Genomic DNA, 13,929 nt, shown 5'->3' on the forward strand with positions numbered 1-13,929 from the left:
TTATTTAAGTTGTCTAATAAGCATTCCCGGTGCAACCTTATTATTTCTCCCTTTGAAAATTGTGTAGGGTTTACTGGTTTCTGCGCCAGCTTCATCCGCTAAGTAGGTGTTATCCCAGATGTGGTTTTTATCTACCTTAATTGTGGTAACACGTTCATATTCTGTTGTACCATCTTCATTTAAAACTTGTTCTAGAACTTCAAATTTATCTCCTTTTTCTAGGCCTTCTTTTAAGCCAATTTTAGCTGCGATTGGCTCTGCAGAAAGCAAAGGGGTTTTCACTCTAAATTGCTCATAGCTCCGTTGTAATTTTCCTATATTTTTATCAACGGCCTTAGTGGTTGCAATATCAATGAGTTGCTCATTTGATTTTGAAGAGAAAATGGTAGATTGCAAATTGTTTCTAGAAATTTCACTTCCCACATATTCCAGTTTAAATAGATTAGAATTTTCAAAAGCCTCTTTTTTGCTTTTGTCATCACTATTTTCATCTATCCATAAATTGTCATAAAATTCTTTAGCAATCTCATCGTTCCAAACTAAGCGATACAGGTAACTTGTTGTTCTAACAAAGTAGCCTTTCCCAACAACATCTGAAGCTGCAGTAGCAAGGGTAGATATATTTGCGACGTCTTCGCCCCCTGGGACAAAAGATGCTACTGTGGTTACTGCATTGAGTATACCTTTTCTTTTTTTGGCTTGCTTTTGCTTGTTGGTGTATTTGTAGTCATAAACAATCACAAAAGTATTTCGAATGAGTTCTCTGCCTGCATCTGATAAAAGTGCTTTACCTCTCATAGAAGATTGAGCGACTTTAAGGTCTATCTCTGAGGCATTGTATTGACCACGCTTTGCAATAAGATTCATATCAAAGTGCCCATTTTCATCTCTATTAAACCAGCGTGCAACCAAATTTCTAGCCACACCATTGGCATTGAGATAATCTTCTATCAATAGCGTTTGATCTTTTTCTCCGCTCATACCGTGAGCTGGAATTAAATAAGGTCCTATATTATGGTTATTAAACTTTTCAGACAACTCTGTGTTCCCAAAAGCATCTTTAATGACATTGTAGTATTCTCTTGTATTGTCGTCGACCATTAAAGTGTAGAGTGAACTTCTTCTGTATTTAAGTTTTCCAGCATTGGCGGCATCCATTTTACTTATGCGTTCTCTCTCACCAGTAGACTCTACGGTAGGTGCTGTATTTGTAGAAAATCCTGAAGTAGAAGATGAGCCCGCTTCTTTTTGTTTTACAAGCATAAGTTGATAGGCTTGTTCTCGTTTGTTTAGGTTTTTGAAAGCCTCTGAGTTTATCAAATCATCTTCTGTCTCAGCTGTAATTACGGGTGAGCTTGATGCTGAAGAATTGGTTTGACCTATAGGGCTACCGGCATCAATACTAGTGGTTGGAATAGCAGCAAGATTGCCAGCTACATCATCGAGGGGTTGGTTTGCATACTTTTCAAATGATTCATTGAAACTATAGTCAACAGTAGATTGAGAATTTATTTTGGTGTCTACATTTGTGCCTTTATTGGATATTTGTGATGTAATTAAGGTTGGTCTTTTAATACCATTAAAGTCTTTATAGTTTTTAAATAAAGTGATGGATGAAGTTTTAAAACCATTAACTGTAGATGCATTTTTAGAGGCTACCTTGGCAAAGGTTTGTGTGTCGTAATAGTCTTCTATTGTTGTAGGTTGACCGTTTTGAATAAGGCTATATTTTACACTATAAACTTCGTTGTTTTCAAATTTCTTTACGCTGACTTCTGAATTTTCAGGAGCCTTTTGCTCCGTAAAATAAAACTGGCTATTTTTCTTGAAAGTCTTTATAACTTGGGGTGTGAGTTTTGTTTTGTAACCGTTGTTTAATTCTGTGTAACCACCTGTGCCATCAAATACCGTTTTTGAGTTCATACTCGGCATTTTCATAATTCCGACAACTTTTCCTTCTCTGGTTCTTAAATTTAAATTCACAAAATTGTTTTTCATTTCAGAACCATTGGCAATGGTTAATGTGGCAGAGGACTCAATTTTTGTGATGCTTTGTATGCTAGTAATTTGATTGTTTGGGTCAATGTAAGCGAGGTAATTGTTGTAGATTTCTGAGACGCTAATGCTATCTATTGTGTTTTGTTCTACTTTATCACTTGTGATAGATGCTGTAGAATTTTCCTTTTGAAGCACTTTCTCTTTAGCAATTGCCATATCAATCGCATCCTCAAGTTTTTCTCTTTCATTTTTCTGTCCTGTATTTTCCGCTAGGCTATTTCCGGAGGTATTATTAAGTAATGCTTTTACGTTATCATTATGAGCGATAATTTGATTTATTATTTCATCATCCGATAGTGCAAGGTCTTCTTCATATACTTTAGATAATCGTTTTCTATATTTTGATAAATTTTCTCTTTTTTCGTCTAAAGTTACATTTAAAAGTTCTTCAGAATTAACCCTTTTAATAACCTTTCGCTTTAATTTTTCATCATTATTGACGCTTTTTAATACATATACTTTAGATAAATTGACATTGACGTAAGTTGGGTAGCCTGGATTTAAGTTTACTTCAATTGATCTTTTTAAGCCAAAATTTGACATCAGTCCTATTTTAAGCTTTGCTTTATTGGTCTTATAAATGATATAATTTTTGTTTTTTAATTTACCGAGATATTCATAATCGGCAAACATGTGAGCTGGTGCTCCCGATCCTGCAAATCCATTATTTCTTGCGATATAAACTGTAGAGACTTCTTGGGAATAATTAATTAATGTAAATAAAATAAAAAATAAAAGAATAGATTGGTTAATTAATACTTTCATTGTAGACGTTTTAGATAGTCAAATATATATGTTAAAATATTTGTTAATGCCAGTGTTGTCGTGTTTTGTCACAAGTGGTATAAAAAACGACGTGACTAACATTATCACTTTTGTTTACTTAATTTGGTTGAATTACTAGAAGGATTTTTGCGTCTTAAATCCAAAGTGTGGATTTAGGAATTAAGATAGTTTTAATTGAAAATGATTAAATTTTGTCATTTATTTTTAATACAAAATTTAAATCATTTAAAGGATAATTTATACTTAGTTCTAGTTTATGTCAAGGTCTATGAATCTTGTAAAACAACAACCCAACCGAGAATGGTTGGGTTGTTTGGATAAGGTGTAAAGAATACTAGTCGAATATTGGTTCATGCATTACTTCAAATGTAGTTGTTGTACATCCACCTGAACTTTGTTCTGACCACCATTTAAGACCATTATTATTAAGTTCAGAAAAATAGAAGACAACACCTTGAATAACAACACCAGTTTTGTCACCATTAAATTCCCATTCTCTTGATGAGCTTATTTGATTGCCACCCTCGTCAGTATATTCTATGACGCCAGAAGGTGTAAAGGCTACATAATAGTCTCCTGATAAAGTACTACTTTGCTCTGGACAATCATCTGAGTTGATTTCACCGTAATTATAATTCCATCGTTTTTGAATATCGACTCTTTGTTCACCTGAAAGTTGGTCAAATCCAGTGAGCGCAAGAGTTCGTTCATCTGCTGGTACAATTACACCGGAAGGTACTCCGTCAGGAACTTCCACAGAAGAGGTATTGTTTGTACTACTATCATCATCACTACATGATAAGATAAAGAAAAGCAACACTAGAACTCCAAGTTTAAACACTGTTTGACTGAATTTAACTTTTTGATTTTTCATAATAAAAGAATTTTAAATGTTAAGATTGGGGTCAAACATAGAGATTAAGCGGCTTGTTTAGAAATAAATGTCTTGAGTTGCTTTAAAAATGTCATGAATGACAAAATTTTGCGAACTTAAAATTTAAAAGTACTTATCTGAAATAAGGTTAAGACATTGATGAGGCTAGCTTGAAACAATAGGATGTTTTATTTTTTTAAGCTTTTGCTTATAAGTCCTAGAAAAGGGAACTTCTAAGGTCTTTTTTAATACAATGCGGTCTGATTTTACGGCCTTTACCTTTTGCGTATTGATAATATACGACCGATGCACCCTTATAAAACCGTAGTCCTGTAACTTTTCTAATATTGTATTTAATTTTTGTCGCTCTACAATGGGTGTTTGACGATTTTCAATGTGATATCTTAAATAATGCCCATCGCTCTCGACATATAATAAGTCTTTGGTGTCTATAAAATGATTGTTCTTAAGTTTAATTTTTGTATGAACATTTTGAGATTCAAGCTGCTTTTGAAGTTTTTCAAGTTGAGTAGTGTTGGTTTTAACAAGTTTTTTTGCGGCTTTATGCTTTGATTTTGTTACTCTGTAACGCCAATAAAAAACAAAAGCCCCTAATAATAAAACAATTGAAATGACACTGATTATGATAAGATCACTTTCTAGGCGTTGTTTGCTTTCTATAAAAGCTTTCATTTCCTGTTCTCTACTATCCAGTTGATATTTTGTAATAGTTTCTTGGATAACTTTAATTTCTTGTACATTCTGAAGGCTGTCTCTTAGTGTAGTATAGCGTTCATAATATTTTGTAGCAGGACGATACTTTTCAAGGGATTTAAGGATCTCTGCTTTACGTAAATATAATGGAAATAAGCGATTGGGAAGTTTAAATTGTTGCGCTAGAAAAATAGCAGAGTCAATATGCACCAAACTCTCATCATATTGTTTTATAGCATTGTCTAGTTTTGAAGCCACACTATAGATTTGAATTTTTCTTTCAATATTGGTTCCGTTAATAATCAAGGGTTTTGCTAGGTTGAGGTATTTTCTAGCTTGATTAAAGTCTTTATTATGTATTGAAAGCTCTGATAAACTTTGGTAAAGTAAAGTTTTATAAAATGTATTGAGTTTGTTTTCTCTCAACAATAATTGGTTATAGTAAACTTGACTAGAATCGTACTGTTTTAATGTTTTATAATGGTTAGCAAGATTATTTGTCGCTCTAATTTTTAGCCGATCAATTTGGTGAATTTGGGCATCTTTGTAGGCTTTTTGAAACCACTTAAGAGAAACTGTATCTTGACCGAGAATATCGTAGGCAACAGCAACATTTGTGTAGGTATTGACTAATCCAGGATTTTTTAAAGACTCGTATAAACGACTGGCTTCAATATAATCATCAATAGCAAGTTCTAAATTTCCTTTTTCCTTATAAATTATACCTCTTTGATTGAAAGCGTGAGCCAATAATAAACTGTCGTTATTTTTATTTGCCAATTCAAACATTTGTTCAGCATAGTCTAGCCCCATATCGTTTTTTCCTGCGTTAACCGCAGTAATCAAAGACATTCTTATCGCTCTTGATTTTAGATTTGTTTGATTTGCAAATTCTATAGCCTTTTGAAAATTGACGAGAGCGCTGTCAATTTCCATATTGTTTCTAAAGGCATAAGCTTTTGCAAAGTAGCCTTCATATTGCGCTGTGGAATCATTTATTTTTAGTAAAAGTCTAGAATAATAAAAAAGACTGTCAGCATTGTTAGAATTTTTCTGACAGCGTTGTTTATAATGGTTTATTTGTTTCAAATTGTTTTGGGCAATCGATTGGAAACCACAAACTAAAAAGATAATAATTTTTAAAAACAATATTTTTTTCAGCACAAAAACAGTATTGAATTATTAATAGACTAACGCGTAATTAAAACTTCCATAAAAAATTAAAAAATCACTTAATTTTTAAAATACGATAGGTTGAAATAGTTATTCCTTATTTAAGGACTCACAAAGTTGATACTGACATTAAAGAAAAATGGATTATCAAGGTTGTTGACCATAGCAAACTGCTGGTCTCCAAAAAAGCCTCTAAAGAAATCATTGTTGCCATCCAATTGATCTGCATCGTAAGACCAATTCCAGCGGTAACCGGCTTGAAGACTTAGCCAAAAATAGCCCATAAGTTTCATTTGATACTCTATTTTTGGTCTGACTTCTCCTCTTCTTATTTCAAAAGAATTACCATCTACAGAATAATCTTCTATCCTGTAACTTTGACCCTCTAAATCGAAGCCAGCCAGTAACAAAGAATTTTTATTGATATTATAACGCACATACGCTCTGGCCGGGAAGAGTATTTCAGTTCCCCATTTTCTGTTTTTTGAGCTCCAGTCGTACATAATTACAGGAACATAATTCAATGCGCCAACTCTATAAGTTCTGGCAAGGCCAATTCCCCATCTATAATAGTCATTTACACGACGTCCGTAAACAGCTGCGGCACTATACCGAATTGTGTTTAAGGGCTGTAAGTCGTCAAAATCATAGTTGCCGCTTAAATCCATTTGACCTTGAAAAACTATAAATTCTGTTTCGTTTAATGGAAAAAAGACAGTATTAGTCCAATTGAGATTTCTTAATCCATCTTCATTCAATATTTGACCCAGGCTTCTGGCTTCGGAACCATCGGGTAAGGTCACAGGTTGTCGTGGTGAGTTGAGACTTTCTGATATATTGTAACTGGTATCCTTATAATTGATACCGGACTGCCACACAAAACTACTTTTTGATATAATAGGGATATTAGACCCAAACCGAAAACCACCAGTAAACTTTGCTCTTCCAGTTTCATTTATAGTTGGGTTTTCCTCTTCTACATCATAACCGCTATTTGGGTTGGTCTGTGGGAAACGAACATCTGAAAATTCATATTTGTAAGGCATCTGCGCATCAAACCCTACACTTATAAATTTCTGTGGGCTCATTCCTAAGATTGTAGGCTTTGCATAACGCTTTACAGGTGTGTCATCAACAGCTTCAAAATCATCATAAATACTGTAATCCTCTTCTTCCTCTTCTTTTTCATCTTCAACTTGTGCGAAATTGTATTGAAAGCTTCCTAGAAGTACCAATACTAATATTAAACATGATGGAGTTCTCATCTTAATTTTTTTTCTTTTGTAATCTTTTCCAGGTATCTGTTCGCCCAAAAGTCTTTAAACCGACATAACCTCGGATATCGAGTGTATTCTCATCTTTAAGATTGATCACACAATCATAAGTGGTTCCATTTTGTGGGTCGTAAATGGTGCCGTTTTCCCAAACGCCGTCACCCTTGTATTCAAAATCTTTAAGCATTCTGTAGCCTCGTAACGGAACATCACGCATGCTCTCATCAGGATTGTTTATATCGGTTTTAGGCTCGCCTGTCTCAGGATCTTTAGGTTCCCTTAACCAAACAATTTTGCCGTAATATTTATCGTCAATTTTATCAATTTTGACATAGACTTTTCCATTACTTGGTTCCCATACGCCAACAATTGCATCGGCTTCTTGTGAAAAACCAATGTAGGCAAACAAGCAAAAGGTAATGATAAGAATTTTAGTTTTCATAGTATAAATTGTATTTAGATTATTATTTACGGGTTTGTATTTCGAATGTAGCTACTAAATCAAATGTCAAGTCATCAAAATATTCTTCATCTAACATATCGAAATCAGCAACAAAAGTTAACTTTTCGTCTTTAAAGGCTTCATTGAAATCTTCTTGAACTTCTGCAACATTGAAATTGTTGGCTTGACTATTATCAAAATTAGTCTCCAATAAACCCACTCGCGTCATATTAGTATTTTTAGGTTTCATTTCCATGACCACTTTACCTAAGTTTGGATATTCGACATTTTTTTGAGGAATAATTTTTATGGTCGATACTCTTGCATTTTCTATAACGATTTCGTTTTCAGTTTCAGAAAAAAGCTCTTCTAATGAATATTCCCAAGTTACGGTTGCGGTATTAGGACCTTGAAAAAGTGGCCCTGTTGCTTTTAATTCTAAAACCGGGGTTTTTACAATATGAGTTTCGGTTTCAACTGAACAGGATATAGCTGTAATAAATATGGTAAGCAGTAAAATATTTTTGAAATAATTTCTCATCATTAATGATTTATTATTGTGATAAATTTAAATTTATTTTTTAAACAAATCTAAAAATTTAGAGTATTATTTGCTTTTAAAGTGTCTTTAAATTGATTCACAGTATTTTAAATAGTCTTATTCTTCGATATCCGGATATAAAAAATTATTGTAAGGAAAACGGGTCACATGAATACCTCTCACTTTTTTATAGACCTTTTCTCTAAAAGATTTAATGTTTTGTTTTTCGATAGCGGAGATAAATATCGCATCATCACCCACTTTGTTCATCCAGGTGTTTTTCCAGTCTTTTAAAGAGAAATGTTTTTCTGTTTTTTCTGTCATTAAATCGTCTTCGTCTATTGTCTCAGGCTCATATTTATCAATTTTATTAAATACCATCATACAGGGTTTGTCTTGTGCATCGATTTCATCTAAAATTTGATTGACAGAATCAATATGATCCTGAAAATTTGGATGCGAAATATCAACCACATGCAGAAGCATATCGGCTTCTCGCACCTCATCTAAAGTCGATTTAAACGACTCGACCAATTGAGTCGGTAATTTTCTGATAAACCCCACGGTGTCAGAAAGCAAAAAAGGTAAATTGCGAATAACTACTTTACGCACTGTAGTGTCTAGCGTAGCAAAAAGTTTGTTTTCAGCAAAAATATCGCTTTTACTAATGATGTTCATTAAGGTCGATTTCCCCACATTGGTATAACCTACAAGCGCCACACGAACAAGGCTTCCACGATTGCCGCGCTGCACGGCCATTTGTTTATCTATCGTTTTCAATTTCTTTTTAAGTAAAGCAATCTTATCACGAACAATACGGCGGTCCGTTTCAATTTCGGTTTCACCCGGACCACGCATTCCAATACCGCCGCGCTGTCGTTCAAGGTGTGTCCATAAGCCGGCCAAACGAGGTAATAGATATTCATACTGTGCCAATTCAACTTGTGTACGGGCATAACTAGTAGTTGCACGTTGCGCAAAAATATCTAAGATGAGGTAAGTCCGGTCAACGACTTTGCATTTAAGTATTTTTTCGATGTTTTTTTGTTGTGCAGGAGACAGTTCGTCATCAAAAATAGCCGTTCCAACATCGTTGGCTTTCACAAACTGTCGAACTTCCTCAATTTTTCCGGAACCGATAAAGGTTTTGGGGTTGGGTTTGTCAAGCTTCTGTTGAAATCGTTTGAGCACTTCACCACCGGCAGTATAGGTTAAAAATTCAAGTTCATCAAGGTATTCGTCAGATTTGTCTTCATCTTGATATTGGTTAACAATACCAATGAGGACAGCGGTTTCGTATGTTGTTTTTTTGGGTTCAAGCATATATTAATATGTCTTACAAAGGTAAGTAAATTAGTGGTTTTGATAATTGCAAGTATGAAAGTTCCAGATCGGTAAGTTTAAAAAATATTATTTTTCCATATCCGCTAATTGAATGTTGAGGGCTTTGACACTGATTTGTATTTCTATAATAGACAAAATAAGCGATATCATTAATAAAACTAGAGATATTCCAAATATGATGCTTCCATATAGCTGCAATTCTTCAAAAATCAAAAACATGCTTAAAACACATAAAAATAATGATAAAATTCCAAAGATTTGCATATTTCTAATCAGATTGACTCGCTTTTTGAGATTAGAAATTTGAGCTTTAATGCTTTTACTAGGGTTGTCTTTGTAGGCTTTATAGAGGTTTCTGATCAGACCTGCAATGGTCAAAAATCTGTTGGTATAGGCTAATAGTAATAACGAAATAGCAGGGAAGAGCAGAGCCGGCGTAGTTAAAGAAACATTCATATCCTATATATTTTTTACAAAGTTAAGGCTTAAAATTGTAGTCTTACCAAAAGGAATAATTTTAATGCAAGTCTTAACGATTTGATAATAAGTTTTTTTAAGTTATCAACATCGGATAGTTGATTTTTGCAAATTATTTTTGCATCATTGATTATGGAAACTTTTTATACGGTTTTAATCATATTACTTTTTGTGCTCGCTATAGCAGATCTTATAGTTGGGGTAAGTAATGATGCGGTCAATTTTTTAAATTCTGCAATAGGGTCAAAAGCCATTCCGATGCGTACCATTTTAGCAGTTGCGGGTGTAGGTGTCTTAGTGGGTGCTATTTTTTCAAGTGGATTAATGGAAGTGGCAAGAAAAGGTATTTTTATGCCGGAGTTGTTTTTCTTTGATGAAATTATCATCATTTTTCTCGCAGTTCTAATTACAGATATTTTACTTTTAGATGTGTTTAATTCATTTGGTATCCCTACATCGACCACAGTATCGGTAGTTTTTGAGTTGCTAGGAGCTTCGGTGTGCATTGCAGCTTTAAAAATATATTACGACCCAGCAAGTGAAATCGCATTAAGTGAATACATCAATGTTGATAAAGCTTCAGATATCAGTATAGGAATATTAATGTCTGTCTTGATAGCTTTTGTAGTAGGTGCCATTATTCAATATATCAGTCGTTTAATTTTTAGTTTTGAGTATTACAAACAACCGATTTGGCTTAAGGCTTTGTTTGGCGGTATTTCACTTTCTGCAATCACCTATTTCATATTAATAAAAGGCATCAACAGTATCCAATTTATCGATGATAATTTTATCACTTTAGTAAAATCTAATACTTTATTAATAATAGTCTTTAGTTTACTTACTTGGACAGTTGTTTCATGGTTGGTTCAAGCTTTGAAATTTAATTTATTTAAATTTATTATTGTCCTCGGTACATTTGCTTTAGCTTTAGCTTTTGCCGGGAACGATTTGGTCAATTTTATCGGTGTAAGTATTGCAGCCTGGCAATCTTTTGAATTGTGGCTTGTCGCTTTTCAAACGCAAGGGGTTTTGCCTTCAGAATTTAGTATGACTGCCTTATCGGGAGAAGTTGAAACACCTGAATATATGTTAATTATTGCTGGATTTATAATGGTATTGACCTTATGGTTTTCTAGCAAAGCTCAATATGTCGTGCAAACCGGAGTCAATTTAAGCCGACAGGGAGAAGGTGATGAACGCTTCAAGGCCAATCTCTTATCGCGGAAAACTGTAAGACTTTTCTATTATTTTGGTTTAGGTATAAAAACCATATTACCTAAATCTATACAATCATTTTCAAATTCTCGGTTTGAAAAAGGAAATGAAGAAACGACCAAACAAGGCATTACGAAGCCTGCTTTTGACTTACTAAGAGCATCAATAAATTTGGTTTTAGCCAGTATTTTAATTTCAATTGCTACAAATTTTACGCTGCCTTTATCCACAACCTATATCACTTTTATGGTAGCCATGGGAACTTCATTTGGAGACAAAGCTTGGGGCAGAGAAAGTGCAGTTTACAGAGTAGCCGGAGTTTTTAATGTGATAGGGTCTTGGTTATTAACTGCTGTTATTGCTTTTGCTATTGCAGCAGTAGTTGCAATTATTATTTATTATGGTGAGATTTATGCTATTGTAGGCCTTGTAGCTTTCGTTATGTTCTCTTTAATTAGAAGTGGATTAAGACATGCCAAGCGAGTCAAATCTCAAAAACAGAAAAAACGCTTTAAACGTAGCGATATAATTACAATCAATGATATTACGGCAGAATCTTCACATAATATAGTATCTGTGATTAAAGGGATTGATGTCAGGTATACAGATTTAGTTAATAATTTAGGCTACCACGATTTATCAAAATTGAAAAAAATTCGTAAGGATTTGCCTGATTTAGAAAATGAAATCGATGACTTGAAAGACAATATTTTTTATTACATCCGGTCTTTGGAAGACGATACAGTTGAAGCTAGTAAATTTTATATCTTGACATTAGATTATTTGCAAGATATGGAGCAATCTATGGCTTATATGATAAGAACGAGTCATAAATATGTCAACAATAACCACAGGAATCTAAAGTTTAATCAAATACGAGAACTCAAAAGCATTAGCCGAGATTTAACTGCTATTTTTGAGCACTTAAAAATTGTATTTCAAAAAAACGAATTTGACGATATCGAATTTTTGATTGAACAGCAAAAAGAACTTCAAGACTTAGTTTCAGCTCTAATTCAGAAGCAAATCGAGCGTATTCGTACGACAGATATGGGCCAGCAAAATACCAAATTGTATTTTGGTTTGCTTTTAGAAACTAAAGACATGATCACGGCGTGTATTAATATGTTAAACCTCTTTTACGACTACTATTCAGAAGCCAAAGAAGAATTTTAAATTAATCTTGATATAAAGTTTTTGATAATTTAAAATTAGTTTATATTTGCATCCGCATTTTAGGGTGCGTAGCTCAGTTGGTTTAGAGCATCTGGTTTACACCCAGAAGGTCAGGGGTTCGAATCCCTTCGCACCCACAAAACCCAAACAGATGTTTGGGTTTTTTGTAAAAAGTCTCGGAATATTGTTCATTTATTTTGTGGTATTGAGGAGTTTTGAAGACAGAGGTTCCCCCGAAACTTCGGGGTCTTCGCACCCACAAAACCCGAACAGATGTTTGGGTTTTTTTATCCCGGGTCATTAACTCAGCTGGTTTAGAGTGTTACCTTGACAGGGTAGAAGTCACTGGTTCGAATCCAGTATGACCCACATCAAGCAGAATCCCAACACCGCACGGTGTTGGGATTTTTTATTTTGCAGGAGCCTAAGCTTGCTTAAAGGCGAATGGAAAATAAAAAATCCCAAAAGCCTGCAGCAGCTGGCTAGGATTCTATTTGCAGGAGTGGGCTTCATTTCTGGATCAACTTGAGTTAATCCAGTTTTCATAAGCCCAAGCTTGCCTGAAGGCTTGTGTTAAATAAAAAAGCCAAAAACTGTGCTAGCAGTTTTGGATTTCTATTTGCATGAGTGGGCTTCAACTCTGGATCAACTTGAGTTAATCCAGTTCTTTTTGAGCTTGACAGGACAAATAAAAAATGTGCAAAATCTTTGTGGTTCTATTTGTAGGCGTAGGCTTCAATTCTCAATCTAGATGATTTTGTAAATACCTTTGTAGAGGAGTTAAAAATAAAACATAAATCCCCATGACACTACCACAGGGATTTTAAACGCTTTTTTTAAAGATGTTTTATATTTCAAAATTAGGCTTCAGTCTTAAAGCAAAGGCCTTATTTAAAATATCTATCAACTTCGTTTTAGTCGCATTCTTTTGCTTTACTGTCTTATCTATTTTATGGTTTTTTAGGCGTTCTATTTCTCGTTTATCATTTATAAGATCTAAATTATTGGGGTTGGCCCACATCATCGGTGTATTCATCTGTTCTCATTTTAAATTAGAAAATTAGTTTTAATCTTAGCTTTTCAACCAAATTAATTATGTCTCATTGTGCAAACATATATTCTTTTTTCCTAAGGGACAATGAATTAAGCAATAAATTAACCTTAAATATTTATTTATCTATCTGAAATACAGGGTTTTATATTCTGTCATAAAATGTTGTAGCAAATTGTAAAGCACTGACATACAGTTAATTAAAAAAAATACCTAAAAGCGTTAATTTGATAACAAAAATTTTACATATATCTATTTAATATTTTAACAATTATGTTAAAATACTGAAATATTTATGCTCAAAATGTATTTGATTCTAGGATTTGCTGAGTTGTGTAGAGATGTCATATCTTTAATAATATCGAAACCGCTGACCTTTGTTTTCGTTTATAAAATAAATTATTTTTTGCCTTGATTTTAGTCTTTTGATTTTTATTCAAAACTAAACGCTTCACTTCTAGTCTTAAAAGCTTTTGGCCATATTATTTTCCAAGGTCTGAATTTCTTAGTATAGTTTGAATATCCTTTGTTATGATAGGCTAATCTGTTTTGCAAATCTTGTGTTTGACCGATATAAAATCGCCCATCGTAAAGGGATTCTAATAAGTAAGTGTAGTAAGTAATGCCAGATAATTTTACAATTTGTAAAGGATTCTATCAGCAGAAAAACAGTGGAGAATATCGGATTCGAACCGATGACCCCTACGCTGCCAGCGTAGTGCTCTAGCCAACTGAGCTAATCCCCCATTTGTGCAGACAAATTTACTATTATTTTTATTTTTAAATCCAAATTAATTGATA

The 13,929-nt window shown here is 33.6% G+C and carries 11 protein-coding genes and 3 tRNA genes; 3 read left to right on the forward strand and 11 right to left on the reverse strand.

Annotation, left to right across the window (positions count from 1 at the left end; genetic code table 11):
* From FCN74_RS03160 to FCN74_RS03195, 8 genes are all read right to left on the reverse strand, one after another.
* Window positions 1-2,823 carry a hypothetical protein gene (locus tag FCN74_RS03160; RefSeq protein ID WP_138931134.1) on the reverse strand — a complete coding sequence of 941 codons (2,823 nt, stop codon included), beginning with the start codon at window positions 2,821-2,823 and terminating at the stop codon, window positions 1-3.
* Window positions 2,824-3,178: 355 nt separating this feature from the next.
* Entirely contained in the window at window positions 3,179-3,718 is a 540-nt protein-coding gene (locus FCN74_RS03165; protein ID WP_138931135.1) for a hypothetical protein, read from the reverse strand.
* Window positions 3,719-3,883: 165 nt separating this feature from the next.
* Window positions 3,884-5,521 carry a LytTR family transcriptional regulator gene (locus FCN74_RS03170; protein WP_138931136.1) on the reverse strand — a complete coding sequence of 546 codons (1,638 nt, stop codon included), beginning with the start codon at window positions 5,519-5,521 and terminating at the stop codon, window positions 3,884-3,886.
* A 185-nt stretch (window positions 5,522-5,706) separates the two neighbouring features.
* On the reverse strand, window positions 5,707-6,870 hold the full coding sequence (locus FCN74_RS03175) for a DUF6268 family outer membrane beta-barrel protein (protein WP_138931137.1): 1,164 nt from the start codon (window positions 6,868-6,870) through the stop codon (window positions 5,707-5,709).
* A 1-nt stretch (window position 6,871) separates the two neighbouring features.
* Entirely contained in the window at window positions 6,872-7,321 is a 450-nt protein-coding gene (locus tag FCN74_RS03180) for a DUF2147 domain-containing protein (protein WP_138931138.1), read from the reverse strand.
* Window positions 7,322-7,343: 22 nt separating this feature from the next.
* Window positions 7,344-7,862, reverse strand: coding sequence for a hypothetical protein (locus tag FCN74_RS03185; protein ID WP_138931139.1), 519 nt, complete (start codon window positions 7,860-7,862; stop codon window positions 7,344-7,346).
* A 117-nt stretch (window positions 7,863-7,979) separates the two neighbouring features.
* Entirely contained in the window at window positions 7,980-9,185 is a 1,206-nt protein-coding gene (gene hflX / locus FCN74_RS03190; protein WP_138931140.1) for a GTPase HflX, read from the reverse strand.
* Between the two features lie 87 nt (window positions 9,186-9,272).
* Window positions 9,273-9,662, reverse strand: a complete 390-nt coding sequence (locus FCN74_RS03195) for a DUF2721 domain-containing protein (protein WP_138931141.1) — start codon at window positions 9,660-9,662, stop codon at window positions 9,273-9,275.
* Between the two features lie 153 nt (window positions 9,663-9,815).
* On the opposite strand from FCN74_RS03195, the gene FCN74_RS03200 reads away from it, so the two are divergent.
* The 3 genes from FCN74_RS03200 to FCN74_RS03210 all read left to right on the forward strand — a co-directional run bounded on the left by FCN74_RS03200 (window position 9,816) and on the right by FCN74_RS03210 (window position 12,446).
* Window positions 9,816-12,077 (forward strand): inorganic phosphate transporter, encoded by a 2,262-nt coding sequence (locus FCN74_RS03200; protein ID WP_138931142.1) that lies wholly within the window; start codon window positions 9,816-9,818, stop codon window positions 12,075-12,077.
* A 62-nt stretch (window positions 12,078-12,139) separates the two neighbouring features.
* Window positions 12,140-12,214: transfer RNA gene (locus FCN74_RS03205), tRNA-Val, on the forward strand.
* A 157-nt stretch (window positions 12,215-12,371) separates the two neighbouring features.
* A tRNA-Val gene (locus FCN74_RS03210) sits at window positions 12,372-12,446 on the forward strand.
* Window positions 12,447-12,924: 478 nt separating this feature from the next.
* Here the strand turns inward: FCN74_RS03210 and FCN74_RS03215 are convergent.
* The 3 genes from FCN74_RS03215 to FCN74_RS03225 all read right to left on the reverse strand — a co-directional run bounded on the left by FCN74_RS03215 (window position 12,925) and on the right by FCN74_RS03225 (window position 13,874).
* A complete protein-coding gene (locus tag FCN74_RS03215; RefSeq protein ID WP_138931143.1) occupies window positions 12,925-13,113 on the reverse strand; it encodes a hypothetical protein in 189 nt (62 codons plus the stop codon).
* Between the two features lie 447 nt (window positions 13,114-13,560).
* Window positions 13,561-13,770, reverse strand: coding sequence for a GIY-YIG nuclease family protein (locus FCN74_RS12390; RefSeq protein WP_212751755.1), 210 nt, complete (start codon window positions 13,768-13,770; stop codon window positions 13,561-13,563).
* A 30-nt stretch (window positions 13,771-13,800) separates the two neighbouring features.
* Window positions 13,801-13,874 (reverse strand) — tRNA-Ala (locus FCN74_RS03225).
* Window positions 13,875-13,929: the final 55 nt, after the last annotated feature.

The organism is Mesohalobacter halotolerans (genome assembly GCF_006120725.1).
Taxonomy (GTDB): domain Bacteria; phylum Bacteroidota; class Bacteroidia; order Flavobacteriales; family Flavobacteriaceae; genus Psychroflexus; species Psychroflexus halotolerans.